Raw genomic sequence first — 26678 nt, 5'->3', positions numbered from 1 at the left:
GGGACCATTTCCGCGCATGGGGCCTGCGGCCCTAGCCGATGGTGGCCACCATCACCGCCTTGATGGCGTGCATGCGATTCTCGGCTTCGTCGGAGACGACGCTGTGGCGGCTGCGGAAGACCTCATCCGTGGCCTCCCGGATGTCATGGCCCAGGGCCTTCTGCTCCTTGGCCAGCTTGGCCTCGAAGTCGTGGAAGGCGGGCAGGCCGTGGAGGAACTTCATATCGGGGCTGTCTGACTTCGAAATCACATCCCTGGTGCCCAGTAGGTATAAAATCAAGGCGAATTACCTAGGCCAACTACTGGCCATCGCTCACGATTTATGAAGAGAAGAGCTTCATCTTCAGGAGTGTGGGATGAACATCCACAAGCGATGGCGGGTGTGTATTCCCTTGTTGATTGTTTGCTTGGGATTTTCGATTTTGATCAATTGTGGCGGGGGATCGCGAACGAACGGTCCGCTCGGCCACTCCTTGAAAATCCCCCGAATCTTTCCTTCCGCAACGCGCCTCAAAGACGGGCGAATCCTCGTGGTGGGCGGTGCCACGAACACCTCTGGCGGGGTGAGTACATGTTTAAGCAGTGTGGAGATTGTTGATCCAGGGACCGGCAGCGCCTTCTTGACCGGTTCTATGGCACAACCCCGCAAATGGCACACGGCGACTCTTCTTCCAGACGGCAGGGTATTGGTGACGGGAGGCTCGCCTGGTACGGGCAACCCGATCGCTCTGGATGGGGCTGAATTATTTGACCCCGCCACAGGACGGTTTCAGCCTACCGGTTCCTTGAACTTTCCCCGGCATTCCCACACGGCCACCCTGATGAAAGACGGGCGTGTACTCATCACGGGTGGAGATGGGCCGACTCCAGATCAAGTCTGGAGTGCCACGGAGATATACGACCCCGGCACAGGCCTGTTCCAGATAGCCAGCGGCATGACCCAACCCCGGACAGAGCACGCGGCTTGTCTGCTGGCGTCTGGCGAGGTGCTGGTGGCAGGAGGTATAGATTGGAGCACTACTGCCAGTATGCTGGATGTGGAAGTCTATGATCCGGTGAGTGGGAAGTATCGACTGCTTTCGAAACTTCTGCCGAATTACATGGTCCTTGCTTCCTTCCTGGATCTTCCGAGTGGCAAGGTTTTCCTTGCAGATGCCTTCGGTGGGGTCGTCCTGGATCCAGTCACCTTGACCTGTGGCCCACTCGTTCCGGCACTGGAAACAAGGAGCTATTCAGCATGGGTGCCCTGGCCTGGGGGTGCTCTGGTGATCGGAGGATACAACCCGGCAAATCCCGGCGCTTGTTACGCCAATGGAGAGCATTTTGTGGAGATGGAAAATCGCTTCAAACCCGCCACCTTCAGATTGAGTCATCCTCGCATGGGGCACGTTGCAATGAACCTGGACGATGTGACCGTGCTCGTGATAGGTGGGAATGGATCTGATGGATTACCCCTCTCCGAAATGGAATGGATCAAGCCATAGCTGCGATAAAGGCCAACACCTAGTTTGGGTCTTTTACTTCACCCGATGGTGGCCACCATCACCGCCTTGATGGTGTGCATGCGGTTCTCGGCTTCGTCGAAGACGACGCTGTGGCGGGACCGGAAGACCTCGTCGGTGACCTCGCGGATGTCGTGGCCGAGGGCCTTCTGCTCCTTGGCCAGCTTGGTCTCGAAGTCGTGGAAGGCGGGCAGGCAGTGGAGGAACTTCACGTCGGGGTTGCCGGTCTTCTGGATCATCTCCATGGTGACCTTGAACGGGGTGAGCAGCTTCACGCGCTGGGGGATCTGGTCCTCTTCGCCCATGCTGGCCCAGACATCGGTGTAGAGTACGTCGGCGCCCTTCACGGCGGCGGCGACGTCATCGGTAACCTCGATGGTGGCGCCGGTCTCCTCGGCAGCCTTGTGGGCGGCGGCCAGCACGGCGGGATCGGGGGCCAGTTCCTTGGGGCCCAGGGCGACCATGTGCATGCCGGTCTTGGCGGCACCGTACATCAGGGCGTAGCTCATGTTGTTGCGGATGTCGCCGCAGAAGACGAGCTTCACCTTGTGCAGGGGTTTGGCCACGTGCTCCTCGATGGTGAGGAAGTCCGCCAGGATCTGGGTGGGGTGGTCGGTGTCCGTGAGGCCGTTCCACACGGGCACGCCGCTGTGCTGGGCCAGGGCCTCGACGACCTCTTGCTTGTAGCCGCGGTACTCGATGCCGTCGTAGAAGCGGCCCAGCACCTTGGCGCTGTCCTCGATGGATTCCTTCTTGCCCACCTGGGAGCTGGCGGAATCCAGGAAGGTCACGTGCGCGCCTTCTTCCAGGGCGCCGACCTCGAAGGCGCAGCGGGTACGGGTGCTGGTCTTCTCGAAGAGCAGCACGATGTTCTTGCCTTTGAGCAGGTAGTTGAACACACCCATGCGCTTCTTGGCCTTCAGGTCCTTTGACAGGTCCAGGAGGTAGCGCACCTCCAGGGGCGTGAAGTCCATCAGCGTGAGAAAGCTGCGTCCCTTGAGATTGACGGCCATGGGTTCCTCCAATGCGAATCCTGGCCCCAGGGTAGCCGTTCGACACGGTGACTGCGGTCCGGAAGGGGAGGGGCCGGAGAGGGGTTTACACAGTGTCAGGATCGCGGCGGAGCACCACCAGGAGCTGCCCCTTGGCCACGGTGTCACCGGGAACGGGGGCCACCTCCTGGACGGTGCCATCCAGGGGGGCGGCCAGATGGTTCTGCATCTTCATGGCTTCCAGGACGAGAAGGCTCTGGCCCCGCCGCACCCGGTCCCCGGGCTTCACGAGCACCTCGAGGATCAGGCCCGGGATGATGGCCGCCACGCGCCCGGGATCCTTCGGCGCGTAGGGCTTCCGGAGGGCGTATTTGCGAGTGAGGGTGGTCTCGTAAGCCGTGTCGTTCAGGAGGAAGGTCTGCCGGATGGTCATGGGAGCTCGCTCAGAAGGGGGGCACGCCGTGCTTCCGGGCGGGTCGCTGCTCGGCCTTCTGCTCGGAGATCTCCAGGGCGTGGAGGAGGAAGTCCCGGGTCTGCCGGGGGGCGATGACCGCGTCCACATGGCCGTTGGCGGCAGCCACGTAGGGGCTGGCGAACTTCTCGGTGTATTCGCGGACCTTCTCCTTGCGGAAGGCCTCGGGGTCGGCCGCGGTGGCGATCTCGCCCTTGAAGATGATGTTGGCGGCGCCTTCGGGGCCCATGACGGCGATCTCGGCGCAGGGCCAGGCGAAGACGAAGTCGGCCCCCAGGTGTCGTGAGCACATGGCGATGTAGCCTCCGCCGTAGGCCTTGCGGAGGATCACGGTGATCTTGGGGACCGTGGCCTCGCTGTACGCATAGAGCAGCTTGGCGCCGTGGCGGATGACGCCCGCGTGTTCCTGATCCACGCCCGGAAGGTAACCCGGCAGGTCCACGAAGGTGACCAGGGGGATCTGGAAGGCATCGCAGAAGCGGATGAAGCGGGCGGCCTTGTCGGAACTGTCCACGTCCAGCACACCGGCCAGCACCATGGGCTGGTTGGCCACCATGCCCACGGTACGGCCGTCCATGCGGGCGAAGCCGACCACGATGTTGGCGGCCCACAGCTCCTGGACCTCCATGAAGTCGGAGCCGTCGCAGACCGCGCGCATGACATCGCGCACGTCGTAGGGCCGGTGGGCTTCGGAGGGGATGATGCGCTCGAGGTCGAGGGCGGCATCCGGCGCCTTGGCCCCGAAGGGATCGGCCTTCTTCCGGTTGTTCCACGGGATGAAGGTGACCAGGCGTTTCACCTGCTCGAAGCACTCGGCCTCGCTCTCGGCGTAGAAGTGGGCGTTGCCCGAGATCTCCGACTGCACCCGGGCCCCGCCCAGGTCCTCCATGGAGATTTCCTCCCCCAGGACCGTCTTGATGACCTCGGGTCCCGTGATGAACATCTTGGAGATCTGGTCCACGACGAAGACGAAGTCCGTGAGGGCCGGCGAGTAGACTGCGCCGCCCGCGCAGGGGCCTAGGATGATCGAGATCTGGGGGATCACTCCGGAGGCCAGGGTGTTGCGGTAGAAGATCTCGCCGTAGCCCGCGAGGGAGTTCACCCCCTCCTGGATGCGTGCTCCGCCGGAGTCGTTGATGCCGATCAGGGGGATGCCCAGCTTGATGGCGTGGTCCATGATCTTGGTGATCTTGCGGGCGTGGGCCAGCCCCAGGGATCCGCCGGCCACGGTGAAGTCCTGGGCGTAGATGGCCACGGGATGGCCCAGGATCGTCCCTGTGCCGGTGATGACCCCATCTCCCGGCAGCTGCTTCTTGGCCATGCCGAAATCGGAGCACTTGTGCTCCACGAAGAGGTCGTACTCGTGGAAGGAGAATGGATCGAGGATGGCCGTGATGCGCTCCCGGGCCAGGAGCTTCCCCTGGGCCGCCTGTTTCCGGGCCGCCTCGGGGCGGGGCTCGGTGGCCTCGGCATGCCGGGCGGCGTGATCCTTGAGTTTCCTGGGCAGGGACATCGGGGGATCCTTCGAAGGGTTCCGGGCCTGGAATCCGGGGTTGGGCAGGTTCTCAAAAAGCTGACCCATGCATCATAAATGACCATGCCAGGGGAATTCTGCGGCATGGATCACGGATTCTGGAGACCAGGGGATCCCCCCGGGCCCCCCTTGGCCGTATAGTCATGGCCACGAAGCGCACCGCCACTCATCCAGCCGAAGCCCGGGAGGCACGCATGCGACCACTCGCCCAGTTGATCCAAGGCAAGCCGCCGGTGGTGTCGGTGGGGCCCGACGACACGGTGCTCACGGCCCTGGCCCTGCTGGCCCAGCACGACATCGGAGCCCTGCTGGTATTGGAGGGGGGCCGCCTGGTGGGGATCTTCTCGGAGCGGGACTATGCGCGGAAGATCATCCTCAAGGGCAAGTCCTCGAGGGACACCCTCGTGCGGGAGATCATGAGCGACCGGGTGAGCTGCGTGACCCTGGGCGAGACCGTGGAGGAATGCATGGCCCTCATGACGGGCAAGCACATCCGCCACCTCCCCGTGCTGGGAGAGGACAACGAGGTGCTGGGCATCCTCTCCATCGGCGACCTGGTGAAGGAGACCATCTCCGATCAGAAGTTCACCATCGACCAGCTGGTGCATTACATCCAGAACTGATCAGGCCCGCGGCTGCCTAGCTCCGGGTCTTTTCCGGGACCTTGCTGTGCCGGTACGAGCCGATCAGGAGATTGGGCCCCAGCTTGGCCACGCCATCTTCCAGCGGCTCGGCGCCGTAATAGAACTGGTGCTGCATGTACACCAGGGAATGCCCGGCGAGTTCCGGAATGCTGCGGAGCACGGCGAAGGCCAGGTGGATGAGGGCATCGGTGGTCTGGTACTGGGTCATGGAGACCCGGTCCAGCAGCAGATGATCCTCGTACTTGTTCATGGGGCGGGAATAGAAGATGGTCTTCCCGTTGAACAGGATGTCGGATCCGTCCGTGGCGATGGTGTAGGTCTTCGCCTTGTCCGTGACTTCGAACTTGAAGGCCGTGCCTTTCTTGAAGGCGGTCATCAGGCTCTGGAACTTCGGATGGTTCAGGTAGGCGACGCCGTAGTTGACCTTCTTGGCGGCGGGTTGCATTTCCTTCGCCGTCGGCCCGTACATCATGCGGTTGTAGCGCATGGCTTCCAGGCGTTGCTCCGGCGTCTGCTTCTTCGCCTTTTCCTTCTTGGGGGCTTTCTCAGGCTTGGAAGTCATGGGATCCCTTGTCGCTCGTCGCTGGCGGATGCCGATCATCTCCATTGGATGCCGATCATCGCGGTTGGATGCATTGTCGCATAGAGCCCCGCCTAGCGGCGGTCGCGCTGCCTCCGGAATGACTGGCGAACCAGGTCAGCCCTTGGTTTTGGCGGCCTCGCGCCACGCGGTGATGAGCTTGTTCTCCTGCTCAGCGGTGGGACCCGCGAGCTTGGTGCGGCCCTTCTCGACTTTCTCCTGGGTCTTGTACCAGGTGAGCGTGTCCTTCACGGTCTCGAGGGCGGGGCGGAAACGCAGGCCGGCCTTCACGGCGCGGTCGTTGCGCCAGGTGTGGAAGCCCTTGGTCTCGCCCGCGTAGGGGGCCCAGATGGGGAACTCGATGTCCTTCTGCTTGGCCAGGAAGTCCGTGGGGATCCAGACGGGCTTGGCATTCGCGTTCCCGGCCTTCTGGAAGGCCTCCACCAGACTGCCCCAGGCCAGGCGCTTGTCCGGGCCGCAGGCGTTGAAGGTGCCCACGGTGCCCTGCTCGACTAGATGCACCAGCCAGGCCGCCAGGTCGCGGACATCGATGATCTGCACGGGATCCGAGGGGCCGCCGGGCACGGCCACCTCGCTGCCCTTGTCGAAGCGCACGGGCCAGTAGGTAAAGCGGCCCGAGGGATCGTCGGGGCCCACGATGTAGCCGGGGCGGATCAGGGCCGTGCGGCCGGGCAGGGCCTTCTGGGCCGCCTGCTCGCAGAGGGCCTTGAGGCCGCCGTAGTTCTGGTATTCCTTCCCCATCTCCTCGACCGCAGGATCGGCGAGGGTGGCCAGGGGCGCGTCCTCGGTGCCGTTCTCGGGGTTGGGCTCCTTGTAGGCGCTGATGCTGGAGATGATCAGGTACTGCTTCACCCGCGGGGCCAGCAGGCCCGCGGAGGCTGCCACCATGCGCGGGTAATAGGCGCTGTTGTCGATGACGGCGTCCCAGGTGCCCGTCTCCAGGGCCTTCAGGCCCTCGCCTTTCTTGGGGTCGCGGTCGCCGTGCAGCTTCTCCACGCCGGGGAAGAGGTCGGGGCGCGTCTTGCCGCGATTGAACATGGTCACGTGGTGGCCGCGGCTCTGAGCGATCTCGATGGTGGCGGGGCCCAGGAAGCCCGTGCCGCCCAGAATGAGGATCTTCTTGGGAGCGGTCTTCACCGCTGGTTTTGCGGACAGGTCGAGTCCAGTGGCCGCCAGGGCCGAGGCGGCGGCGGACCACTGGAGGAACTCGCGGCGGGAGACTGTCATGGGAACCTCCGGCGATGGGACTGGGGTTGATGCATCGTGAATCGATATATACTCCTCCCATTCGCATCCGCAACATCTTTTCCGGAGTCCCATGACGCCCACCCGCCTGCTCCGTCGCCTCGTGATGCTGGAGGAGGGCGAGGCCCCGGCCCTGGCCTGGTCCGCCTTGTACTTCTTCCTGCTGCTCTTCGGCTACTACCTGCTGCGGCCCGTGCGCGAGGCCATGGGCATCGCCCGGGGCGCGGACAAGCTGCCCTGGCTCATGACGGGCACCCTGCTGGCCATGGCCCTGGCGAACCCGGCCTTCGCCGCCCTGGTGTCGAAGCTGCCGCGGCGGCGCTTCATTCCCTGGGCCTACCGCTTCTTCGCTTTGAACATGGTGGCCTTCTTCCTGGCCTTCCGCCTGCTGCCGGGCCATGGGGGCGCGGCGCTGGGCTACGCCTTCTACATCTGGCTCAGCGTCTTCAACCTCTTCGTGGTGTCCGTGTTCTGGGGCCTCATGTCCGATGTGTGGTCCGAGCCTCAGGGCAAGCGGCTCTTCGGCGTCATCGCCATGGGCGGGAGCCTGGGGGCCATCGCCGGCGCCGCGGTGACGGGGGCCCTCACGAAGGGGGCCGCCCTGGGCGGCCTCCAGGTGAAGATGGATCCCCTCTCCCTGCTGCTGCTCTCCGCGCTGACGCTGGAACTGGCCGTGCAGTGCGTGAAGCGGCTGGCGGCGATCTTCGCCCTGGGCAACGTGGCCCACGGGACGCGGGAGCCGGGGCCGGGCCTGCTGGCGGGCTTGCGCCTCATCGCCACCTCCCGCTACCTCCAGCTCATCTGCGCCTACATCCTGCTCTTCACCATCACCAGCACCTTCCTTTACCTCCAGCAGGGCGCCATCGTCGAGCGCGCCTTCCACGGCACGGCGGCGCGCACAGCGGCCTTCGCCCGCATCGACCTCTGGGTGAACGTGCTGACCCTGGTCACCCAGGTGTTCTTCACGGGCCGCCTCATTACGGCCCTGGGCGTCCCGGTGGTGCTGTCCATCCTCCCGGTGCTGAGCCTGGCGGGCTTCGGCGCCCTGTGGGCCTGGCCCACCTTCGGCGTCATGGCCCTGTTCCAGGTGCTGCGCCGGGGCCTGCACTACGCCGTGGACCGCCCGGCCCGCGAGATCCTCTACATCCCGCTGGGCCCCGAGGAGCGCTACAAGTCGAAACCCTTCATCGACACCTTCATCTACCGCGGCGGCGACCTGCTGGGCGTGTGGGCCCCCACAGCCCTCGCAGCCCTGGCCATTCCCGTGGGGCTGGCGGCCGTGGGTTGCTCCGGCCTCTGGCTGGGCAGCAGCGTGGCCCTGGGGCGCCGAGTGGCATTAAACAGGCAGACCGAGGATCCCCGTTGACTTTTGGCCGTCTTCCCGGATGATGTCGGACATGGTTCGAGTGTCTGAACAGCTCCTGAGTGCCTCGCGGATCTCCGCGATGGGCGCGAGCATGTCCAGCTTTATGACCACCACCAACGGTACCATTACGCACCCGGACCCCCGCGGCGCCTGACCTGACCTTTCCTTCAGATTCGGCCCCGCGCACCCCGCGGGGCTTTCTGTATTGAGCCACCGGAGCCCCCATGCAGCCCGCCCTCATCCGCGTCATGAAATTCGGTGGCACCAGCGTCGCCGGTGCCGCGCGCCTCCGCGTCGTGGCGGATCTGGTGGCCGCCGCCCGGGCCACCCACCGCGTCTGCGTCGTGGCTTCGGCCATGGCCGGGGTGACCAACCTGCTGGTGAACGAGGGCCGCGTGCCGGATCCCGCCGCCGCGGACCGCCTCCTGGACACCTTCCGGGCCCTCCACGCCGAGGTGGTGGAGGCGCTGGCCGACGAGCTGGGTGCTGGCGCGGCGAACCTCCGGGCGGAGCTGGGCGAACTGGAAGCCCTGGGTCGCCGGCTGCTCCATGGCATGGCCCTGCTGGAGGAGGGACCACCCTCCGTGCTGGCCCAGGTGGCGAGCCTGGGCGAGCGCGCCTCCTGCGCCATCCTGGTGGCCTTGCTGGCGGCGCGGGGCCTGGAACCGCGTTATCTGGATCCGGTCGCGCATGTCCGCGTGGAGGGCGATCCGCTCCAGGCCCGCCCCTGCCTGGCGGAAACGGAAGCCCGCTTTGCCGCCGTGAAGGCGGGCGAGGGCGGCCTCTGGGTGCTGCCGGGGTTTTTCGGCGGCGATGCGCAAGGCCGCATCCTGTCGCTGGGGCGAGGCGGGTCCGACCACAGTGCGGCGCTGGCCGCCGCGGCCCTGGGCGCGGACCTGCTGGAGATCTGGACCGACGTGGTCGGCCTCTACAGCGCCGATCCCCGCCTGGTGCCCGAGGCCTTCCCCCTGCCGGAGGCCAGCTTCGAGGAGGCCATGGAGCTGTCCTTCTTCGGCGCCAAGGTCCTCCATCCGAAGACCATCCCCCCCGTACGAGAGCGCGGCATCCCCGTGCGGGTGTGCAGCAGCTTCGATCCCGCCCACCCCGGCACGGTGATCCGCGAGTCGGTGCCGCCGCCCCCCAGCGGCGTGCGGGGCATCTCCTTCCTCCGGGGTCTCTCTGTGGTGAACCTCACGGGGCCGGGCATGTTGGGCGTGCCCGGCATCGCGGGCCGCGTGTTCGGCGCCCTGGCGCGCAAGGGCATCTCTGTGGTGCTCATCACCCAGAGCTCGTCGGAGCTGTCCATCTGCTTCGCCGTGCGCCAGGCGGATGGCCCCGGCGCCGTGGCGGCCATCCAGGAGGCCTTCCCCGCGGAGCTGGCGGCGGGCTTCCTGGATCCTCTGGACCTGCGCGACGGCCTCTCCGTGCTCAGCATCGTGGGCGATGGCATGCGCACCCGACCCGGTGTGGCGGGCACCTTCTTCGACGCGCTGGCCGAGGTGGGCTGCAACGTGGTGGCCATCGCCCAGGGGGCCAGCGAGCGCATCATCTCCGCCGTGGTGGAGGAGGCCGAGGGCGCCCGCGCCCTGCCGCACATCCACCGCCGCTTCTTCCAGACCCAGGTGGTGGTGGATGTGCACCTGCTGGGGGCCGGCAATGTGGGCGGCAGCCTCCTGGGCCAGATCCAGCGGCAGCAGAGCAAGCTGGCGGCGCAAGGGCTCGACCTGCGGGTGACCACCGTCGCCACCAGCCGCCGCATGCGCCTGGACGCCAAGGGCCTGGACCTGGACCACTGGCGCGAGGACCTGGCCCAGGGCGAGCCCATGGACCTGGACCGCCTCCTGGCGGTGGTCCGCAACGGCCCGCCGGCCCTCTCCGTGCTGGTGGACTGCAGCACCAGCGGTGAACTGGCGGCGCGGTATCCCGAGATCTTCGACGCGGGTTTCCACGTGGTCACCGCCAACAAGAAGGCCAACAGCGCCTCCCAGGCCTTCTACCGCGAGCTGCGGGAGCGCTCCTCCCGCCGCGGTCTGCGCTTCCTCTACGAGGCCAACGTGGGTGCGGGTCTGCCCATCATCGATACCGTGAAGAACCTGGTGCTCACGGGCGACCGCGTGCTCCGCGCCGAGGGCATCCTCTCGGGCTCCATGTCCTACATCCTGGGCCTCCTGGGGGACGGCGTGCCGCTGTCCGAGGCCGTGCGCGCCGCCAAAGAGAGCGGCTTCACCGAGCCCGATCCCCGCGACGACCTCAGCGGCATGGACGTGGCCCGCAAGCTCCTCATCCTGGCCCGGGAGCTGGGCATGGAGCTGGAGTTGTCGGACGTGGTGGTGGAGGGCCTGCTGCCTGCGACCTTCGACGCCACCGGCGACATCCCCGCCTTCATGGCGCGGTTGCCGGAGCTGGACGCGCCCTTCCGCGAGCGGCTGGCGGCCCTGAAGGCCGAGGGGAAGACCCTGCGCTACGTGGGCAGCCTTTCGGACACTGGCTGTCGCGTCGGGCTGCTGCCGGTGGATGGGGAGCATCCCTTCATGGCCATCAAGGGCGGCGAGAACGCCCTGGCCCTGCTCACTGAGCGCTACCAGCCGCACCCCATGGTCATCCGGGGCTACGGCGCGGGCGCGGAGGTGACCGCCGCCGGTGTGCTGGCGGACGTGCTGCGTCTGGTGCCCGGCGGCGCCCGGCCGTCGCGGCGGAGGCCCTCATGATGGATTCCGCGTCCCCCGTGAGCGGCGTGACGGCCTACGCCCCCGCCAGCATCGGCAACTTCGCCGCGGGCTTCGACCTGCTGGGCGCGGCCCTCGCGCCCCTGGACGGCAGCCTCCTGGGTGATCTCGTGCACGCGGCACCCGCCGCCGAGGCCTCCTTCCAGCTGGAGGGGCCCTTCGCGGCGGCCCTGGCCGGCGATGCCCGCCCCAACCTCGTCCTGCGAGCCACGGGCCTCTACCAGGACGCGCTCAAGGCCCTGGGCCGCCCGTCGGGTCCCTTCGCCCTCCGGCTGGAGAAGCAGCTGCCTGTGGCCAGTGGCCTCGGTTCCAGCGCCAGCTCCATCGTGGCCACCCTGGCGGCCCTCCAGGCCCTCTGCGGCGATCCCCTCGGCGTGCCCGAGCTGCTGGAGCTGGCGGGGCGTGCCGAAGGCAGCACCAGCGGCGGCATCCACCTGGACAACGTGGCGCCCTCCCTGCTGGGCGGCCTGCAGCTGACGGTGCCAGGCCGGGACGGGAAGCCTGCGTCCCGGCGGCTGCCCTGGCCCGCGGAGCTGCTCCTCGTGGTGGCGCACCCCGAGTACCAGCTGCCCACGGTGCGAAGCCGCGCCGCCCTGCCGGAGCGCCCGGCCTGGGGGGACACGGTGGAGTTCGCGGGCAACCTCGCGGGCTTCGTCCATGCCCTCCACACCGGGGACCGGGCCCTGCTGGCGCGCTGCCTGCGCGATCCCCTGGTGGAGGCCCATCGCGCCCCCCTGGTGCCGGGCTTCCGGGCCGCCCAGGCCGGAGCCCTGGCCGCCGGAGCCCTGGGCTGCACCCTGTCGGGCTCCGGGCCTTCGATTTTCGCCGTAACCGGGGACGAGGCGGACGCCGGCACTGTGGCCGCGGCCCTCCAGGAGGGCTTCGCCCAGGCGGATCTGCCCAGCCGAGCCTGGATCTGCACCTTGGACCTGGAAGGCGCCCGCATCCTGTCGCCCGTGCCCCGCCATCTTCTTCTCGAGGCCCACCCATGAAGCTCGCCAGCACCCGGAATCCCGCCATCCGGGCCACCTTCCTGGAGGCCGCCCGGATGGGTCTCGCGCCGGACGGCGGCCTCTTCGCCCCCGTGGAGATCCCGCGCTTCGCCGATGCCGGAGATCTGCTGAAGCTCGACTTCCTGTCCCGGTCCTCAGAGATCCTGCATCGTCTCCTCGGGGACGAGTTGCCCAGGGCGGCGGTCGAGGAACTGGCCCGTGCCGCCTTCACCTTCCCCGCGCCCCTGGTGCCGGTCCGGCCGGGGCTCTCCGCCCTGGAGCTCTTCCATGGGCCCACCCTGGCCTTCAAGGATTTCGGCGCCCGCTTCCTGGCCCGGGTGCTGGCCCTGGACGCCGGGGAGCAGCCGCGCACAGTCTTGACGGCCACCTCCGGCGACACCGGCGCGGCCGTGGCTAGCGCGTTCCTGGGCCTGCAGGGCGTGCGCGTGGTGGTGCTCTACCCCGCGGGTCGCGTGTCGCCACTGCAGGAGCGCCAGTTCGCCACCTGCGGCGGCAATGTGCTGGCCCTGGCGGTGGACGGCGTCTTCGACGACTGCCAGCGTCTGGTGAAGGGGGCCTTCGAGGATCCCGAGCTCGTCGGAAGTCTGGGCCTCACCTCCGCCAACAGCATCAACATCGCGCGGCTTCTGGCCCAGCTGCTGTACTACTACGAGGCCGCGGCCCAAGTCGAGTCGGGCGCTCCACTGGCGGTGGCGGTGCCCAGCGGCAACTTCGGCAACCTCTACGCGGGCCTGCTGGCCCAGGCCACGGGCGCCCCCATCGACCGCTTCGTGGTGGCCACCAACGCCAACCGCGTGGTGCCCGACTACCTCGATACCGGGGTGTACCGCCCCCGGCCCTCTGTGGCCACGCTCTCCAATGCCATGGATGTGGGCGCGCCCAGCAACTGGGAGCGCATCCACGCGCTGTTCCGCGGCGACCACGACGCCATGGCCGCGGCCCTGCGCTGGGGTGTCCGCAGCGACGCGGAGACCCGGCAGACCGTCCTCGACCTCGACCGCGAAGGCTACCTGGCGGATCCCCATGGGGCCGTCGCCTGCGGCGTGCTCCAGGCGCGGCTGCGCGCGGGCGAGCAGGGCATCTTCCTGGCCACCGCGCACCCCGCCAAGTTCCGCGAGTCCCTGGAGCCCACCCTGGGCCGGGAGATCCCCTTGCCCAAGGTCCTCAGCGACCTGTTGGAGAAGCCGCTGCTTAGCGAGCCTCTGGCGGCGGACCAGGCCGTGCTGAAGCGAAGGCTGACTTGACGCCTGCTCCGGGCCAAGTCACTTGGTCTGCAGGCTCTCGAGGTGCTTAATCAGGTTCCCCACACGGATGCGGACGACAGGTTCCTGACTGTTGTCCAGGCTGCGGAAGACGGGCCCCCACACGGGCATGTCCGGGAGGCCGTGAGTCCCAGTGCCCACCTCGCCACGGATGACCTGGGCCACACGATTTTTGGGGAAGGTCCCCTTGTTCCGTTGGGCCAGGGTGGTCAGATCCGGGACTGCGTTCTTCAAGTGGGCCGCCACCGGCCCGTCGCCCAGGCCGTTGGAACCATGGCAGCTGGCGCAGTAGGCCAGGTACATCTCGGGCCCTGAGGCCGGCGATGTGTAACGTGCGGGGACCATCTTGATCGCCGGGTCCCGGGCCAGGATGGGGCAGGCGATGGCGGTGGCGAAGAGCAGCGAGGTGGCGCGAGAGGACATGGGCTTCTCCTGGGGAATGGGTGGAACGGAAACACGCTCCCGCCCTTCAGGGCCGTGAAAGGCTCAGCGGCGGCCACCTCGCGGCTCAGATCAGGAATGAAGATAGATCCGGGGGTAGATCAAACAAGATCTTTAGATCGTGTTTCATGAATAGGGCAGCCGTACCCAGGGTCAGGCTCACAAAGCGTCAAGATGGGTGGGACCTCACCAGAGGGCGTAGGGGACTTCGCGGTGCCACTGCCCGCCCGGGAGACCGTGGCGCGTGATCTCGTTGGAGGCCAAATCGAACGTGTAGGCCTGTCGGAAGGGCTTGAAGCGGCTGACACAGTAGAGGCGCAGGTACCGGGCCCGACCCAGCGCCGCACCACGCATCTGGATCCAGGTTTCGTCGAAGCAGGCTGCGTGGATCAGGGTCTGCTCCCCCAGGGCTGGATCCTGATCCACCAGCTGGTACTGGGGGTCATCGAGGATGGCCTGAAGCACCTGCGTGTAGGGACGGGTGCCCTTCAGGGCCTCGTGGTCCTCGAGGGCCTGCTTGACCTGGCTGCGACCGACCTCGGTGTCGGCCAGGGTGGAGAACCAGAGGTTGCCAAGCCAGCCGAAGAATCAGAGATCACCCAGGCTGCGCCAGAACGAGCCCAGGCTGCCGCCCAAGTCCACCACGCTGAAGCTGGTCTCAGAGGCCATCGGCGATGAGCACCGCGGGCACGAAGGGCAGGTCCTTCGCTTCGGCAGGGGTCTGCATGCCCCAGAGGGCCAGCCGGTCCGCGTAGGGCAGCCAGAGGCGGGGCATGGCCTTCACGGCCTTGAGGGGCGGGTGGAACCAGAGGGCTTCGGGCAGGTCGGCCAGTTCCTCCGGGCTGAGATCCAGGGCCTCGTCCACCTCCCACAGGAAGCCGCAGCGGGCGGTCTCGCAGGCGGCCCAGAGCTGGAGGACCTCGCTGTGCTCGAAGCTGCTGAACAGCACGCGGTCCAGGGCCTCGGCGGCCTCCACGGTGGCCAGGGCCTGCTGCCAGCCGGGTTCACCCTTCAGCTCGACGTTGATGAGTTTCGCCGGCAGCTCCAGCGCATCGGCCAGGCGGGGCAGGGGTTCGCCGTTCTTCAGGGGAGGCAGTTCGGCGGTCTTCATCTTCCGGAGGATGCCCGATCCATTCGCGGTGCGGGCCAGATCCTCATCGTGCAGCACGACGCAGACGCCATCGCGGGTGGGTTGGACGTCCAATTCGAAACCGGCCATGCCCGCCGCCAGGGCGGCGCGGAAGGCCTCCATGCTGTTTTCCAGATGCTTCGCGGACAGGCCGCGATGGCCGAGGACCAGGGACTGCTTGGACATGGGAACCCCCTTCAGATCACTTTGCCTGGATTGAAGATGCCCTGGGGATCCAGGGCCTGCTTGAGGGTCCGCAGGATCTGGATCTGGCCGGGATCGGACAGGGTGAGAAAGGCCTCGCGCTTGGTGAGGCCGATGCCGTGTTCCCCGCTGAGGGTGCCGCCGAGGGATAGCGCCAGGCGGAAGAGCTCCATGAGCTGCTGTTCGAGCGCGGCGGGATCGGCCTCGCCAGCGCCCAGCAGGTTCACATGGAGGTTGCCATCGCCCAGGTGGCCGTAGGTCACGCTGGGGATATCCAACCGCTCCAGCCCTGTGAAGAACTCCCGCAGGCGGCTGCGGGGGACCACGATGTCTTCGCTGACCTTCTTCGGGTGGCGCTCCTTGAGGAAGGCGCTGGTCATGCGGCGCACGGCCCAGATGCCCGCCCGCTGGCGCTCGTCCGAGGCGATCTCCAGGCCCTCGGCCATGGGTCCCAGCAGGTCCATCAGGCCTTCGAGGAAGGGCTCGGCGGTGCTGCCACGGTCGTCGAATTCGAGGATGGCCAGGGCCTCGCCGGGCAGGCGCCGGGCCTCTTCGGAGCCGTAGGCTCGCAGCTCCGCCAGCACGGCAGGGTCGAAGAACTCGAAGGCGCTGGGCAGGTAGCCGGCGCCGCAGAGGCGCCCGGGCAGGTCCAGCAGGTCCTCCCAGCGCTTTGTGGGCAGCAGCAGCGTGGCGTGTTCCCGGGGCAGGGGCGTCAGCCGCAGCGTGGCGCCCACGATGAAACCGAAGATGCCTTCGCTGCCGATGAGCAGCTGCCCCAGGGCTGGGCCCGCATTGGCCTTCACGCTGTGGATGCCGAAGGTGTGGACCTCGCCATCCTCCAGCAGGGCATCCACGGACAGCACCCAATGACGGGTCATGCCGTATTTGCATGCGTTGGGCCCGCCCGCATTGGTGGCGAGGGTGCCGCCCAGGGCGCAGCTCTCCCAGGAGTTGGGATCGGGTGGGTAGAAGAGGCCCGCGACGGCGGCCGTGGCCTTGACTTCGCGCAGCGGCGCACTGACGGGAGCGCTGAGGCTGAGGTCCTGGGGCGACAGGCGAAGCTCACCGCGCCAGGCCGAGAAGTCCACCACGACGGCGCGCCCGCCCGTGGGCACACAGCCGCCGGCCTTGCCCGTGCCGGCGCCCCGGGGCACCAGACCGAAGCCCTCGGCCTTGGCCAGGCGCACCAGCTCCTTCAGGGCCGCGGGACCCTTGGGCAGCACCACGGCCAGGGGCAGGCTCCCCTGCACGTGGGATTCGTCCCGGCGGTACGGTTCCAGCGCCTCCGGATCCGTGAGGACCGTAGCATCGGGAAGGTTCGGGAACAAGGCCATGCCCCAGTGTGACGGATGGCTGTCCGGTTAGGAAACCAGCGTGCCCACGGGCTCGCCCTGCACGGCGGCCACCAGATTGCCGGGCTTGTTCATGTCGAAGACGAGGATGGGCAGCCTGTTTTCCATGCACAGGGCGATGGCGGAGGCGTCCATGACCCGCAGGCCCTTCTCCAGCACGTCCTGGAAGCAGATGCGGTCGAAGCGGGTGGCGGTGGGGTCCGTCTTCGGGTCGGCGGTGTAGATGCCGTCCACGTTGGTGGCCTTCATCACCACCTCGGCGCAGATCTCATTGCCGCGCAGGGCGGCGGCGGTGTCGGTGCTGAAGTAGGGATTCCCCGTGCCCGCACCGAAGATCACCACGCGACCCTTCTCCAGGTGGCGGGTGGCGCGGCGGCGGATGTAGCTCTCGGCCACCTTGGGCATCTCCAGGCCCGACAGGGTGCGGGTGTTCACGCCCTTGTGCTCCAGGGCGTCCTGGAGGGCCAGGGCGTTGATCATGGTGGCCAGCATGCCCATGTGATCGGCGGTGGTGCGGTCCATGCCCTTGGTGGCGCCCGCCACGCCGCGGAAGATGTTCCCGCCGCCGATGACCAGCCCCACTTCCACGCCCAGTTCCCGGATGGCCTTCACCTGGTCGGCGATCATGTTCACCACCGAGGGATCGATGCCGTACTTCTGTTCGCCCATGAGGGCTTCGCCGGAGAGCTTGAGAAGGATGCGCTTGAATTTCATGGATTCTCCGTGCGGAGGACGATGGGCTGATCCTACCTACAAAAAGGGCGGCCGGAACGGCCGCCCTTTTTGTAGCAGGTTAAAACCTACTTGGCGGCGGCGACTTCCGCGGCGAAGTTCTCGCTGCGCTTCTCGAGGCCCTCGCCCATGACGTATTTGGTGAACCGGCGGATGCTGAGCTTCTCGCCGATCTCGGCGGTCTTCTGGGACAGGTACTGCTGGATGGTGAGGTCGGGGTTCATGATGAAGGGCTGTTCGAGGAGGCAGACCTCCTTGAAGATGCTGTTCATCTTGCCTTCGACGATGCGCTCGACGATGTTCTGGGGCTTGCCGGTGGCCAGGGCCTGCTCCATGGCGATCCGCTTCTCGGTTTCCAGGAAGTCCTGGGTGACCTCTTCCTTGGTGACGAAGCGGGGCGCGGGATCGGCGGCCGCGATGTGCATCGCGATCTCCTTCACCAGACGCTGGAAGGCCTCGTTGCGGGCCACGAAATCGGTCTCGGAGTTCACTTCGACCAGCACGCCCACGCGGCCGCCGGGGTGGATGTAGGCCTCCACGATGCCTTCGGCGGCGATGCGGTCGGCCTTCTTCGCAGAGGCGGCCATCCCCTTCTTGCGGAGCCATTCGATGGACTGCTCCATGTCGCCGTTGTTCTCTTCCAGAGCCTTCTTGCAGTCCATCATGCCGAGGCCGGTCTTCTCGCGCAGCGTCTTCACGTCATTGGCGGTGAATGCCATGGGTCATCTCCTGGATCGTGGGGGCTTCAGACCATCAGCCATCAGCGGGCGGACCCTCTGATGGCTGACGAAGGTAGTGGGGGAGGGTCTAGCCCTCGACTTCCATCTTTTCGGCCATCATCTTCTTCATGTCCTCGCTGTCGCCCTTGTCGCGGAAGGACTGGCGGCCCTCGAGGATGGAGTCGGCCACGCGCTCGGAGAAGAGCAGGATGGAGCGGATGGCGTCGTCATTGGCGGGGATCACGTAGTCCACCATGTCGGGATCGCAGTTGGTGTCCACAATGCCCACCACCTTGATGCCGATCTTCTTCGCTTCGGTCACGGCGATGTCTTCGCGATGGGGATCGATGACGAAGATGATGTCGGGCAGCGAACGCATGTCGCGGATGCCGTGGAAGGAGGCCTCCAGCTTCAGGCGGGTGCGGTTCAGGGTCAGCAGTTCCTTCTTGGAAAGCAGGGCCGTGCGGGCGGGATCCGCCAGGGTGGCCTCGATCTCGCGGAACTTCTCAAGGCTCTTCTTGATGGTCGCGAAGTTGGTCAGCATGCCGCCCAGCCAGCGGTTGTTGACGTAGAAGGCGCCGCAGCGGGCGGCCTGCTCGGCGATGAGCTCCTGGGCCTGGGGCTTGGTGGCCACGAAGAGGAAGTTCTTCCCCTCGCCGGCGGCCTTGGTCAGGAAGTTCGCGGCGGTGTTCCAGAGGCGCAGGGTCTTCTGGAGGTCGATGATGTAGATGCTGTTGCGGGCCCCGAAGATGTACTTCTTCATCTTGGGATTCCAACGCTTGGTCTGGTGTCCGAAATGGGCACCGGCCTCGAGGAGTTCCTTCATCTGGATGGCAGCCATGCTGGCCTCCCTGGTCAAGCGGCGCATGCGAGTGAAGGAGCGCCGCGGGTGGGATGAAAGGCTTGGGGTTGGTCCCCTTCGCCCGAATCGTCCACGGAATCCCGTGGACCGGAGAAACGGGAAGGGGGATCCGAAGATCCCCCTTCCAGAGAACGACTAGCGCTTGCTGAACTGGAAGCGACGACGAGCGGCCCTGCGACCGGGCTTCTTGCGCTCCTTCATGCGGGGGTCGCGGGTCAGAAGGCCGGCGCCACGCAGGAGGGACTTCAGCTGCTCGTTGTAGCCCAACAGGGCGCGGGAGATGCCCATGCGGATGGCCGAAGCCTGTCCGGCAGGGCCGCCGCCACACACGCTGATGATCATGTCGAACTTGCCGTCGAGGTCGGCCAGCACCAGGGGCTGGTGAACCATCATGCGGAGCACGGCGTTCGGGAAGTAGCTCTCGAGGCTGCGGCCGTTGACGGTGATCTTGCCGGTGCCGGGACGAAGGAAGGCGCGGGCGGCCGCACTCTTGCGGCGACCGGTTCCGTAGTTCTGGGAAATGGCCATGGGTTCCTCGCCTCTACTTCTGGATGGTCAGGATCTGGGGCTGCTGGGCGGCCTGCTCGTGGTCGGGACCGGCATAGACCTTGAGCTTGCGGTACATCGCCCGGCCGAGGGGGCCCTTGGGCAGCATGCCCTTGACCGCGCTCTCGATGATGCGCTCGGGGAAGGTGGCCTTCATCACCTCGGCGCGGACTTCCTTCATGGAGCCGGGCTGGGTGGTGGTGCGGCGGTAGAACTTCTGCACGCCCTTCTTGCCGGTCAGCACCGCCTTCTCGGCGTTGATGACGATGACGTGGTCGCCGGTGTCGAGGAAGGGGGTCCAGGTCGGCTTGTTCTTGCCGGAGAGGACATCCGCCACGGCGGTGCTCAGGCGGCCCACGGGGATGCCGGTGGCATCGACCAGGAACCACTGGCGCTTCAGGTCGTTGGCTTTCGGGAAGTACGTGCTCATGGCCTGCTCCGGAATCGGGATCGGGCTGCGGGGACACCACCCTACGGGCGGCGAGTCCACAGAAGGGAAAGCTTATCGTTGAGGGGCCGGGGGGTCAAGCCGGGATTTCAGCCCTAGGGCCTGTTTTCAAAGTGGGACGCCGCCGCGACGGTGCCCAGCCGCGCTCATGGCAAGGCGGCGGCCGAAGGGCGATGCGGGACATCGTTCGAGGCCGGCAACGCAGCCAGGGGTGCGGCTGGTCACCGTCCCGGAGGGCAAGGGGCGGCGCCCGGCGCGATGCTGCGTCAAGCTCCTCGACGAGGGGTCCACCATCGCCCTCGTCGCTTTCCTTGCCTCGCTTGGGCGGCGCCCCTTGCGCGGCCACGCCCCACTTTGAAGACAGGCCCTAGCGCTCCGCCAACCGCCACAACTCCTGGGCGATGCGCGAGGCGCCCAGGCCATCCACGAGGGCCATGCCGTCGCGGACCTGTTCCTGGCGGTTGTCCTGGCCCTCGGGCCCCAGCCACTGGGCCAGGGCCTCCCGCACGATGGCCAGGTCGGCCTCGGGGCCCACGCCCAGGTCGAAGCAGCCGTTGGCCAGGGCGAGATCCGCCAGAATGCCGTGCTGCCGCTCGTTCTGCCCCCAGACTGTCGCTGGGATGCCCATGCAGAGGGATTCCGCCAAGGTCACCCCGGCGGAGCACCAGATGGCGTCGTAGTCCGGAATGCGCCGGGTGAGACCGGGAATGCTCTTGACGACCGAGCAGCCCGGGAAGGCGGCCCCCTGGATGCCGTTGGGGGCCAGCAGGGTGCAGGCGCCCCGCCAGCGGTCCTCCGCCGCGAGGCGGGCCAGGGTGTCGAAGGCCTTCTGAGCCAGATTCGGGCCGTCGCTGCCGCCGAAAGTGATCAACAGCTTGTGGACGGCCAGGGGCTGCAGGGGCACCCGCTTGGGGCGCAGTTCCAGGGCCGTCTTGTCCACCACGATGAAGTTGGAACCGCGCACCACGCGGCAGGCACCGGACTTTGTCTCGTAGGGCCGCACCTTCCTTCCCTCCAGCACCTTCACCGGATGGTCCGGCCAGCGCACGCCCTCCAGGAAGGGCTGGAAGAGCAGATCCGCCGTTTCGTGGGCGTCCGTGTCGTCCTCCATCACCGCCACCTTCAAGGGACGCAGGGCCTGGAGGAAGGTGGTGCTGGTGTCCCACTGGTCCACCAGCACGACGGCGGCACGGGCCTGCAGATCAGCGGGCAGCGGCGCATGGATCGCTGCGCCCAGGTAGACGGCTTCGCAGGGGAGGGGCTGGTCCAGGAAGGGATGGGTGCCGCCGCCCACCCGTCGTGCGCGGTCATCCCCGGATGCGGCCAGGCAGGCCTGTCCTCCCAGGGCGCGCCAGGCCTCCTGGAGGGCGAGCGCCCGGGCTACGTGCCCCAGCCCGAGGCGCAGATCGGCGTGGACGCGGAGGATCAGCAGGGGGGACATGATCCGGAGAGTCTAGCGGTATGGCCCGGGAATGGGGAGTGGTAAGCCGAAAAGGCTTGAGATATCCCGAGCCGTCGTGAAAGGCTTGGCTGATCCCATCGGAGATGCGCATGTCCGCTTCCCAGCTCCCGCAGGCCCCCGGCGCAGGCGCCGCCAAGGTCTGCGGCATCCTCGCCATCGTCTGCGCCCTCACTTGCGTGGGCATCCCGCTGGCCATCATCCTCGGCATCGTGGCCCTGGTGCAGCAGGCCAAAGCCAAGCGCACGGCCAAGGCGGACCCCCAGGCCTACGCGCCCGTGCCATCCACGGGCCTGGTCACGGGCATCATCGGCCTGGTGCTCCCCGTGCTGATGCTGCCCTTCGTGGGCATCGTGAGCGCCATCGCGATCCCGGCCCTGCTCTCCCAGCGGGAGCAGGCCCGGTCTATGGCCATCCAGCACAACCTCGATCTCGTGCAGGCCAGGGCCGAAGCCGCCGTGTTCGCCTGGCAGGCCAGGAACCCCGGCCAGCCGGCCGCAGCGGACGTCATCATCCAGGACCTCCTGAAGGATCCCGAGGTCTCGGCGCTGAAGAATCCTGTGGATCCGAAGGCCCCGGCGATCCAGGCCGGCCGGGTCGGCGCCCTCGGCACCATCCTGGTCTACGCGGACCGGGAGGAGGAAGGCGGCGTCACCACCTGGTCCATCAGATTCCAGGCCCATGTCCGACGTGGGAGCGGGGAGAAGGTTCTCGAGCGCCAGGTCGTCACGCACACGCAGGAGCATGTCCGGGGCCACACCGAGGATGGGTGGGAAGTGGTTAATCCTCCCGTGGAACCGCCGGCCCCGCACAACTAGGCAAAGGCCTACGGATAAGGATGACCCTCGGCGAAGCCGGGCCGGGGCGTGTCGATCACGGGCGCTTCGGCGATGGGCCAGCCATCGGCGAAGTAGGCCTCCTTGTACCGCACGTAGCGGGCCCAGATGCTGGCGACAAGGGCGCGCTGCTTCTCACTGAGGGGCCCCTTCACTTCGGCGGGCCAGCCCGCCACTAGGCTATGGGGCGGAGCGTGGAAACCCTCGCGCACCAGGCTGCCCGCGGCCACGAGGCAGCCCTCGCCGATCTCGGCGCCGTCCATGATCGTCGTGCTCATGCCGATGAGGGCGTTCTTCCGGATGGTGCAGCCGTGCAGCATCACGTTGTGGGCGATGCTCACCTCTTCTTCGACGATGAGCGGCCACTTTTCGTTGGTGACATGCAGGCAGCAGGCGTCCTGGATGTTCGTGCGGGCCCCGATGCGGATCCAGTTCACGTCGCCGCGGATGGCGCAATTGAACCAGAGGCTGGCGTCGTCGCCGATGGTCACGTCGCCCAGCACCAGCGCGCTGTCCGCCACGAACACGCGGGAACCGAGCCTGGGGACCATGCCTTGGAAGGAGCGGATCATGAACACCTCGAAAAGCCAGACCTGCATTATCGGGCCCACCTGAATGGATGAAAGGCAGGAACCGCGAAAGACGTGAATGAACGCGAAAGGGCAAGTGAGGCCTTTCACGCTTTGTTTTCGTGTCATTTCGCGTGTTTCGCAGTTGCTTTCAGTTGACCGTGAGCAGCCCCAGCTTCACGGCGCCGAGTCCCAGCGAGCCCACGATCAGCCACAGCAGCAGGCCCTGCAGGAAGGGGCGCAGGCCCACGTTGCGCAGGGCTTCCCGGCTGAGTCCGGCGCCGATGAGGAAGAGCGTCAGCACCAGCATGCGACGGGCGACGACGGCGACGAGGTGGCCGGGCGCGTGCAGGACCGGCACGAACGTCACGCAGGCGGCCATGGCCAGGAAGCCGGCGATGAACCAGGGCTTCTTCACGGGCGGCGCATCGGCGGAGACGGCTTCGCGGCGGGCCATGAGCCAGCCGATGCCCAGGGTGAGCGGCACGATCCACAAGGCCCGCGCCAGTTTCACGGTGGTGGCCACTTCCAGGGCCCGGGGGCCATAGGCCAGCCCGGCGCCCACCACGGAGCTGGTGTCGTGGATGGCCAGGGCCGACCAGAGGCCGAAGGCATCCTGGCCCAGCCCAGCCGCATGGCCGAGAGGCGGGAAGAGCACCAGGGCCGCCGCGTTGAGGAGGAACACCGTGGCCAGGGCCACGGAGATGGCCTGCTCCCGGGCCCGGACCACCGGTGCCACGGCGGCGATGGCGCTGCCGCCGCAGATGGCCGTGCCCACGGAGATGAGCAGGCCCGCCTCCCGATCCACCTTCAGGAGCCGGGCCAGCCAGAGGCCCAGGGCCAGCACCAGGACCAGGCTCAGGGCGGTGTAGCCCAGGCCGTGCAGGCCCGCCCTGGCCACGGCGCGCAGGTTCATGTCCGCGCCCAGGCCCACGACCGCGAGGGGCAACAGGCGATGCGTCCAGGTGCGCGTCAGGGCCACCCGCGGGTTCCCCACGGTCAGGGCGAGGAGGGCGCCGCCCACCAGGGCCGCCGCGGCAGGCGTGAAGGGCGCCAGGGCGAGCAGCGCGCCGAGGAACAACAGGGAGCTGGCAAACCAGGACGGCCTCATGCCTTCAGGGTACCCTGAGGTGATGACCGATCAGCTCATCCCCACCCGCCGCGCCTTTCCGGCGGACGATCCCATCTTCGCCCTGAACGCGGAGGCCCAGCGCCGGAAGGCCGCGGGTGACGCCATCCTCAACGCCACCGTGGGCGCCCTGCTGGACGAGGCCGGACAGCTGGTGGTGCTCGATACGGTGATGGACCTCTGGCGTGAGCTGACGGCCATGGAGGTGGCGCCCTATGCCCCCATCGCCGGTGATCCGGCCTTCCTGAAGGCCCTGGTGCAGCGGCACTGGCCCCAGCTCGGCAGTGCGGGCGCGGCCTGCGCCACACCGGGCGGCAGCGGGGCCCTGTCCCTGTCCCTGCGGAACTTCCTGGAGCCGGGCCAGACCCTGCTCACCACGGCGCCCTTCTGGGGGCCCTACTCGACCATGACGGCGGAGAACGGCCAGGGTCTAGCCACGGCCCCCTGGCCGGCCGCGGGTCAGGCCCTGGATGCGGCGGCCTGGGAGACGGCGCTGCGGACCCGGATGAAGGCCCAGGGGCGAGTGATGGTCTGGCTCAACGACCCCTGCCACAACCCTTCGGGCCGCAGCCTCACCCCCCCGGACCGGGCGGCGCTGATGGGGCTGCTGCGGGACGTGTCGGCCCTGGGGCCCGTCACCCTGCTGCTGGATCTCGCCTACCTGGACTACACCCGGGAGCCGGAGGCCGTGGCGGCGGCCTTGAAGGACTACGCGGCCCTGGGCGCCGATGGCCGGGTGCTGGTGGGTGCCGCCATGTCCCTCTCCAAATCCATGACGCTCTATGGCGGCCGGGGCGGCGCCCTGGCCTTCCCCTGGTGCGACGATCCGGCCCTGCAGGCGGCCCTGACCCAGGCCTGCCGGGGCACCTGGTCCAACTGCGCCCGGGCGCCCCAGGCCCTGCTTCTGCGCCTGGCGAAGGACGGCAAGGCGCAAGCGCGCCTCGCGGCGGAGCACCGCCACTGGTCCGAGGTGCTTGCGGCCCGCGCCCTGGCGCTGGATGCGGCCCTGGTGGCCGAGGGCATGGATGCGCTCCACTGGCAGGGCGGGTTCTTCGTGACCGCACCCGCGGCCGACCCGGAAGCCGCCTGCGAAGGGCTGAAGGCGCACGGCGTGTTCACGGTGCCCCTGCCGGAAGGCCTGCGCGTGGGCCTCTGCGGGTTGCGGGCCGACGAGGCCCCCCGGTTCGCCCGGGCCCTGCGGCAGGTGGCTCCCCGGTGATCCGGGCTTGGAAACGGACGGATCCTGGGATATTCTGGTTGACCGCGGGCGTATAACTCAGCGGTAGAGTGCTACCTTCACACGGTAGAAGTCCCAGGTTCGAATCCTGGTACGCCCACCACTCCAAGCTAAGGCCCTGATCGTGATCGGGGCCTTTTCTTCTTCCAGCCAGTCCTCATTCCTTCGGGAGTCTTCCATGCCTCTGATCCTCGCCACTCAGGTTCGCGCCGGGATGATCGTCAACTTCGAAAACGAACTCTGCCGCGTCATCAGCGTCGAACACCAGACGCCCGGCAACCTGCCGGCCCGGGTCCAGGTGAAGATGAAGCGCCTCAAGGACGGCATCAACCGGGAGAACCGCTTCGGCAGCTCCGACAAGGTGGACAAGGCCAGCCTCGAGCAGCACATGCTGGAGTTCCTCTACGAGGACGGCAGCAACCTCGTCTTCATGAACAACGAGACCTACGAGCAGCTGGAAGTGAACAAGGAGATCCTCGGCGAGGACATGGTCTTCCTCGAGCCGAACATGCAGGTGGAAATCGAGTTCTACGAAGGCCAGCCCATGGGGGCGACCCTGCCCCCCAGCGTGGTGCTGGAGATCGTGGAAACCGATCCCGTCATGAAGAACGCCAATGCCACCGGGTCCTACAAGCCCGCCAAGCTGGACAACGGCATCACGGTGGGTGTCCCGCCCTACATGGAAGCCGGACAAAAGATCCGAGTGAACACGGTGGACCGCACCTTCATGGAACGCGTGAAATAGACATGTTCTCAATCTCGAGGCCCCGGTAGGCAGTTGCCGCCGGGGCCTTGTCTTGTACGAATTCCGCCGGACGAAATTCCAACCCCGCGGTAAAGTACTGGTCGCCTGGTTCCCGGGTGCGTGACCAGAATCACAATCCGATGGAAATGTGCGATAACTGATCTAGTGCCTTGGTGGAGCCCCATGCCTCAAGCAGTCCTCAATCTGAGACGGATCGAGTTCCTGGCAGGGCTGCCGATGAACGCTGCCGAGGAATTGGCCAGCATCGCCGAACTCCGGCGCTTCGCGGATGGCGCCCGGGTCTATACCCAGGGCGACCAGGTGCCAGGCGTGTACGTGGTGGTGAAGGGTGGCCTCAAGGTCTTCCGCACGGATGGGCGGGGGCGGGTGCAGGTGCTCCAGTTCCTCAAGGTCGGCGATTGCGTGGGCGAAGTGGCCGTGTTCGACGGCGCCTCCATCGCCTCCAGCGCCGAGTCCCACGGCGAGACCGAGTGCTGGCTGATCCCCTCCGCGCCCCTGCGCCAGATCGTCCACCGCCACCCCGAAGTGGCTGAGATGCTCATCCACCACTTCGCCGCCAAGGTGCGCCACCTGGTGACCCTGGTGGAGACCCTCAGCCTGCACAGCGTGCCTGAGCGCGTGGCCCAACTGCTGCTGGAGGCCCACGAGTCGCATCCCATGCGGTCCCTGGTGGAGTTCCAGGAAACGCAGGAGGACCTGGCCCAGTGCATCGGCGCCAGCCGCGAGGCCTTCAGCCGAGCCCTGCGTCTGCTGACCGACCTGGGCCTCATCCAGAGCACCTTCCCGGTAGTGCGGATCCTGGACCTGGGGAAGCTGCAGCGGTACGCGAAGGGCTGAGCCCGGCTCCAAAACCGCTGCGCGTTTTTGGAGTAGAAAAGATCTGTTCTGCTCC

General features: G+C 67.3%; 27 protein-coding genes, 1 tRNA gene and 1 pseudogene. 11 read left to right on the top strand and 18 right to left on the bottom strand.

Annotated elements, in window-relative coordinates; translation table 11 throughout:
- Positions 1–31: 31 nt before the first annotated feature.
- Positions 32–253 (bottom strand): annotated as a pseudogene (locus tag NOV65_RS13005) (ornithine carbamoyltransferase); the annotation flags it as partial.
- A 103-nt stretch (positions 254–356) separates the two neighbouring features.
- Between NOV65_RS13005 and NOV65_RS13000 the strand changes: the two are divergent.
- Positions 357–1484: a Kelch repeat-containing protein gene (locus NOV65_RS13000; RefSeq protein WP_257306894.1), complete on the top strand. Its 1128-nt coding sequence runs from the start codon at positions 357–359 to the stop codon at positions 1482–1484.
- Between the two features lie 38 nt (positions 1485–1522).
- Here NOV65_RS13000 and argF read toward each other — a convergent pair whose 3' ends face one another.
- The 3 genes from argF to NOV65_RS12985 all read right to left on the bottom strand — a co-directional run bounded on the left by argF (position 1523) and on the right by NOV65_RS12985 (position 4479).
- On the bottom strand, positions 1523–2515 hold the full coding sequence (argF, locus tag NOV65_RS12995) for an ornithine carbamoyltransferase (RefSeq protein WP_257306893.1): 993 nt from the start codon (positions 2513–2515) through the stop codon (positions 1523–1525).
- Between the two features lie 85 nt (positions 2516–2600).
- Positions 2601–2927, bottom strand: a complete 327-nt coding sequence (locus tag NOV65_RS12990) for an acetyl-CoA carboxylase biotin carboxyl carrier protein subunit (protein WP_257306892.1) — start codon at positions 2925–2927, stop codon at positions 2601–2603.
- 10 nt (positions 2928–2937) lie between these two features.
- Positions 2938–4479 carry an acyl-CoA carboxylase subunit beta gene (locus NOV65_RS12985; protein ID WP_257306891.1) on the bottom strand — a complete coding sequence of 514 codons (1542 nt, stop codon included), beginning with the start codon at positions 4477–4479 and terminating at the stop codon, positions 2938–2940.
- A gap of 215 nt (positions 4480–4694) precedes the next feature.
- Between NOV65_RS12985 and NOV65_RS12980 the strand changes: the two genes are divergently transcribed.
- On the top strand, positions 4695–5123 hold the full coding sequence (locus tag NOV65_RS12980) for a CBS domain-containing protein (RefSeq protein ID WP_257306890.1): 429 nt from the start codon (positions 4695–4697) through the stop codon (positions 5121–5123).
- A 16-nt stretch (positions 5124–5139) separates the two neighbouring features.
- Here NOV65_RS12980 and NOV65_RS12975 read toward each other — a convergent pair whose 3' ends face one another.
- Together NOV65_RS12975 and NOV65_RS12970 are read right to left on the bottom strand one after the other, a co-directional pair.
- Entirely contained in the window at positions 5140–5706 is a 567-nt protein-coding gene (locus tag NOV65_RS12975; RefSeq protein ID WP_257306889.1) for a hypothetical protein, read from the bottom strand.
- Between the two features lie 135 nt (positions 5707–5841).
- The gene (locus tag NOV65_RS12970; protein ID WP_257306888.1) at positions 5842–6972 is read right to left on the bottom strand and encodes a twin-arginine translocation signal domain-containing protein; all 1131 of its coding nucleotides are present in this window, start codon (positions 6970–6972) and stop codon (positions 5842–5844) included.
- Positions 6973–7063: 91 nt separating this feature from the next.
- On the opposite strand from NOV65_RS12970, the gene NOV65_RS12965 reads away from it, so the two are divergent.
- From NOV65_RS12965 to thrC, 4 genes are all read left to right on the top strand, one after another.
- Complete coding sequence (locus NOV65_RS12965) at positions 7064–8356, top strand: NTP/NDP exchange transporter (protein WP_257306887.1); 1293 nt, start codon at positions 7064–7066, stop codon at positions 8354–8356.
- 224 nt (positions 8357–8580) lie between these two features.
- Entirely contained in the window at positions 8581–11064 is a 2484-nt protein-coding gene (gene thrA, locus NOV65_RS12960; RefSeq protein ID WP_257306886.1) for a bifunctional aspartate kinase/homoserine dehydrogenase I, read from the top strand.
- A complete protein-coding gene (locus NOV65_RS12955) occupies positions 11061–12074 on the top strand; it encodes a homoserine kinase (RefSeq protein WP_257306885.1) in 1014 nt (337 codons plus the stop codon). Before thrA ends, NOV65_RS12955 begins: the two co-directional genes overlap by 4 nt.
- Positions 12071–13339, top strand: a complete 1269-nt coding sequence (gene thrC / locus NOV65_RS12950; protein ID WP_257306884.1) for a threonine synthase — start codon at positions 12071–12073, stop codon at positions 13337–13339. The genes NOV65_RS12955 and thrC overlap by 4 nt, the downstream gene beginning before the upstream one ends.
- An 18-nt stretch (positions 13340–13357) precedes the next feature.
- Here the strand turns inward: thrC and NOV65_RS12945 are convergent, their stop codons facing one another.
- From NOV65_RS12945 to NOV65_RS12900, 10 genes are all read right to left on the bottom strand, one after another.
- Positions 13358–13780: a c-type cytochrome gene (locus NOV65_RS12945; protein ID WP_257306883.1), complete on the bottom strand. Its 423-nt coding sequence runs from the start codon at positions 13778–13780 to the stop codon at positions 13358–13360.
- 204 nt (positions 13781–13984) lie between these two features.
- A complete protein-coding gene (locus NOV65_RS12940; protein ID WP_257306882.1) occupies positions 13985–14263 on the bottom strand; it encodes a hypothetical protein in 279 nt (92 codons plus the stop codon).
- Positions 14264–14456: 193 nt separating this feature from the next.
- A complete protein-coding gene (locus NOV65_RS12935) occupies positions 14457–15113 on the bottom strand; it encodes a glycerophosphodiester phosphodiesterase (protein WP_257306881.1) in 657 nt (218 codons plus the stop codon).
- 11 nt (positions 15114–15124) lie between these two features.
- Positions 15125–16459, bottom strand: a complete 1335-nt coding sequence (locus tag NOV65_RS12930; protein WP_257306880.1) for an FAD-binding oxidoreductase — start codon at positions 16457–16459, stop codon at positions 15125–15127.
- Positions 16460–16492: 33 nt separating this feature from the next.
- Complete coding sequence (pyrH, locus tag NOV65_RS12925) at positions 16493–17197, bottom strand: UMP kinase (protein WP_257306879.1); 705 nt, start codon at positions 17195–17197, stop codon at positions 16493–16495.
- Positions 17198–17283: 86 nt separating this feature from the next.
- Positions 17284–17934 carry a translation elongation factor Ts gene (tsf, locus tag NOV65_RS12920; RefSeq protein ID WP_257306878.1) on the bottom strand — a complete coding sequence of 217 codons (651 nt, stop codon included), beginning with the start codon at positions 17932–17934 and terminating at the stop codon, positions 17284–17286.
- Positions 17935–18022: 88 nt separating this feature from the next.
- On the bottom strand, positions 18023–18775 hold the full coding sequence (gene rpsB, locus NOV65_RS12915; RefSeq protein ID WP_257306877.1) for a 30S ribosomal protein S2: 753 nt from the start codon (positions 18773–18775) through the stop codon (positions 18023–18025).
- 156 nt (positions 18776–18931) lie between these two features.
- Positions 18932–19324 carry a 30S ribosomal protein S9 gene (rpsI, locus tag NOV65_RS12910; RefSeq protein ID WP_257306876.1) on the bottom strand — a complete coding sequence of 131 codons (393 nt, stop codon included), beginning with the start codon at positions 19322–19324 and terminating at the stop codon, positions 18932–18934.
- Between the two features lie 13 nt (positions 19325–19337).
- Positions 19338–19772 (bottom strand): 50S ribosomal protein L13, encoded by a 435-nt coding sequence (gene rplM, locus NOV65_RS12905; RefSeq protein WP_257306875.1) that lies wholly within the window; start codon positions 19770–19772, stop codon positions 19338–19340.
- A gap of 385 nt (positions 19773–20157) precedes the next feature.
- Positions 20158–21231 carry a hypothetical protein gene (locus tag NOV65_RS12900; RefSeq protein ID WP_257306874.1) on the bottom strand — a complete coding sequence of 358 codons (1074 nt, stop codon included), beginning with the start codon at positions 21229–21231 and terminating at the stop codon, positions 20158–20160.
- Positions 21232–21341: 110 nt separating this feature from the next.
- Here NOV65_RS12900 and NOV65_RS12895 point away from each other — a divergent pair, with 110 nt between their 5' ends.
- Positions 21342–22067: a DUF4190 domain-containing protein gene (locus NOV65_RS12895; RefSeq protein WP_257306873.1), complete on the top strand. Its 726-nt coding sequence runs from the start codon at positions 21342–21344 to the stop codon at positions 22065–22067.
- Positions 22068–22075: 8 nt separating this feature from the next.
- Here the strand turns inward: NOV65_RS12895 and NOV65_RS12890 are convergent, their stop codons facing one another.
- Entirely contained in the window at positions 22076–22657 is a 582-nt protein-coding gene (locus tag NOV65_RS12890; protein WP_257306872.1) for a gamma carbonic anhydrase family protein, read from the bottom strand.
- A 148-nt stretch (positions 22658–22805) separates the two neighbouring features.
- Complete coding sequence (locus tag NOV65_RS12885; protein ID WP_257306871.1) at positions 22806–23765, bottom strand: YeiH family protein; 960 nt, start codon at positions 23763–23765, stop codon at positions 22806–22808.
- A gap of 22 nt (positions 23766–23787) precedes the next feature.
- Here NOV65_RS12885 and NOV65_RS12880 point away from each other — a divergent pair, with 22 nt between their 5' ends.
- The 4 genes from NOV65_RS12880 (at position 23788) to NOV65_RS12865 (ending at position 26623) form a co-directional block, all read left to right on the top strand.
- On the top strand, positions 23788–25002 hold the full coding sequence (locus tag NOV65_RS12880) for a pyridoxal phosphate-dependent aminotransferase (protein ID WP_257306870.1): 1215 nt from the start codon (positions 23788–23790) through the stop codon (positions 25000–25002).
- Between the two features lie 46 nt (positions 25003–25048).
- Positions 25049–25123: transfer RNA gene (locus NOV65_RS12875), tRNA-Val, on the top strand.
- Positions 25124–25198: 75 nt separating this feature from the next.
- Positions 25199–25765, top strand: a complete 567-nt coding sequence (gene efp, locus NOV65_RS12870) for an elongation factor P (protein WP_257306869.1) — start codon at positions 25199–25201, stop codon at positions 25763–25765.
- A gap of 183 nt (positions 25766–25948) precedes the next feature.
- Positions 25949–26623, top strand: a complete 675-nt coding sequence (locus NOV65_RS12865; protein ID WP_257306868.1) for a Crp/Fnr family transcriptional regulator — start codon at positions 25949–25951, stop codon at positions 26621–26623.
- Positions 26624–26678 lie beyond the last annotated feature (55 nt).

Origin of the sequence: Geothrix campi (assembly GCF_024609265.1) — a bacterium.
Lineage (GTDB): Bacteria > Acidobacteriota > Holophagae > Holophagales > Holophagaceae > Geothrix > Geothrix campi.
The sequence above is the reverse complement of the archived record's forward strand: the minus strand, read 5'-3'. Positions and strand labels throughout refer to the sequence as shown.

What these genes read in the sequence shown, in the direction of transcription:
- NOV65_RS12970 (WP_257306888.1), bottom strand. Translation starts at nt 6,972, where the DNA reads ATGACAGTCTCCCGCCGCGAGTTCCTCCAGTGGTCCGCCGCCGCCTCG.
- pyrH (WP_257306879.1), bottom strand. Translation starts at nt 17,197, where the DNA reads ATGAAATTCAAGCGCATCCTTCTCAAGCTCTCCGGCGAAGCCCTCATG.
- NOV65_RS12900 (WP_257306874.1), bottom strand. Translation starts at nt 21,231, where the DNA reads ATGTCCCCCCTGCTGATCCTCCGCGTCCACGCCGATCTGCGCCTCGGG.
- NOV65_RS12975 (WP_257306889.1), bottom strand. Translation starts at nt 5,706, where the DNA reads ATGACTTCCAAGCCTGAGAAAGCCCCCAAGAAGGAAAAGGCGAAGAAG.
- NOV65_RS12980 (WP_257306890.1), top strand. Translation starts at nt 4,695, where the DNA reads ATGCGACCACTCGCCCAGTTGATCCAAGGCAAGCCGCCGGTGGTGTCG.
- tsf (WP_257306878.1), bottom strand. Translation starts at nt 17,934, where the DNA reads ATGGCATTCACCGCCAATGACGTGAAGACGCTGCGCGAGAAGACCGGC.
- argF (WP_257306893.1), bottom strand. Translation starts at nt 2,515, where the DNA reads ATGGCCGTCAATCTCAAGGGACGCAGCTTTCTCACGCTGATGGACTTC.
- NOV65_RS12965 (WP_257306887.1), top strand. Translation starts at nt 7,064, where the DNA reads ATGACGCCCACCCGCCTGCTCCGTCGCCTCGTGATGCTGGAGGAGGGC.
- NOV65_RS12985 (WP_257306891.1), bottom strand. Translation starts at nt 4,479, where the DNA reads ATGTCCCTGCCCAGGAAACTCAAGGATCACGCCGCCCGGCATGCCGAG.
- thrA (WP_257306886.1), top strand. Translation starts at nt 8,581, where the DNA reads ATGCAGCCCGCCCTCATCCGCGTCATGAAATTCGGTGGCACCAGCGTC.
- NOV65_RS12890 (WP_257306872.1), bottom strand. Translation starts at nt 22,657, where the DNA reads ATGATCCGCTCCTTCCAAGGCATGGTCCCCAGGCTCGGTTCCCGCGTG.
- rpsB (WP_257306877.1), bottom strand. Translation starts at nt 18,775, where the DNA reads ATGGCTGCCATCCAGATGAAGGAACTCCTCGAGGCCGGTGCCCATTTC.
- efp (WP_257306869.1), top strand. Translation starts at nt 25,199, where the DNA reads ATGCCTCTGATCCTCGCCACTCAGGTTCGCGCCGGGATGATCGTCAAC.
- NOV65_RS12955 (WP_257306885.1), top strand. Translation starts at nt 11,061, where the DNA reads ATGATGGATTCCGCGTCCCCCGTGAGCGGCGTGACGGCCTACGCCCCC.
- NOV65_RS12885 (WP_257306871.1), bottom strand. Translation starts at nt 23,765, where the DNA reads ATGAGGCCGTCCTGGTTTGCCAGCTCCCTGTTGTTCCTCGGCGCGCTG.
- NOV65_RS12935 (WP_257306881.1), bottom strand. Translation starts at nt 15,113, where the DNA reads ATGTCCAAGCAGTCCCTGGTCCTCGGCCATCGCGGCCTGTCCGCGAAG.
- NOV65_RS12865 (WP_257306868.1), top strand. Translation starts at nt 25,949, where the DNA reads ATGCCTCAAGCAGTCCTCAATCTGAGACGGATCGAGTTCCTGGCAGGG.
- NOV65_RS12880 (WP_257306870.1), top strand. Translation starts at nt 23,788, where the DNA reads ATGACCGATCAGCTCATCCCCACCCGCCGCGCCTTTCCGGCGGACGAT.
- NOV65_RS12895 (WP_257306873.1), top strand. Translation starts at nt 21,342, where the DNA reads ATGTCCGCTTCCCAGCTCCCGCAGGCCCCCGGCGCAGGCGCCGCCAAG.
- NOV65_RS12990 (WP_257306892.1), bottom strand. Translation starts at nt 2,927, where the DNA reads ATGACCATCCGGCAGACCTTCCTCCTGAACGACACGGCTTACGAGACC.
- thrC (WP_257306884.1), top strand. Translation starts at nt 12,071, where the DNA reads ATGAAGCTCGCCAGCACCCGGAATCCCGCCATCCGGGCCACCTTCCTG.
- rplM (WP_257306875.1), bottom strand. Translation starts at nt 19,772, where the DNA reads ATGAGCACGTACTTCCCGAAAGCCAACGACCTGAAGCGCCAGTGGTTC.
- rpsI (WP_257306876.1), bottom strand. Translation starts at nt 19,324, where the DNA reads ATGGCCATTTCCCAGAACTACGGAACCGGTCGCCGCAAGAGTGCGGCC.
- NOV65_RS13000 (WP_257306894.1), top strand. Translation starts at nt 357, where the DNA reads ATGAACATCCACAAGCGATGGCGGGTGTGTATTCCCTTGTTGATTGTT.
- NOV65_RS12945 (WP_257306883.1), bottom strand. Translation starts at nt 13,780, where the DNA reads ATGTCCTCTCGCGCCACCTCGCTGCTCTTCGCCACCGCCATCGCCTGC.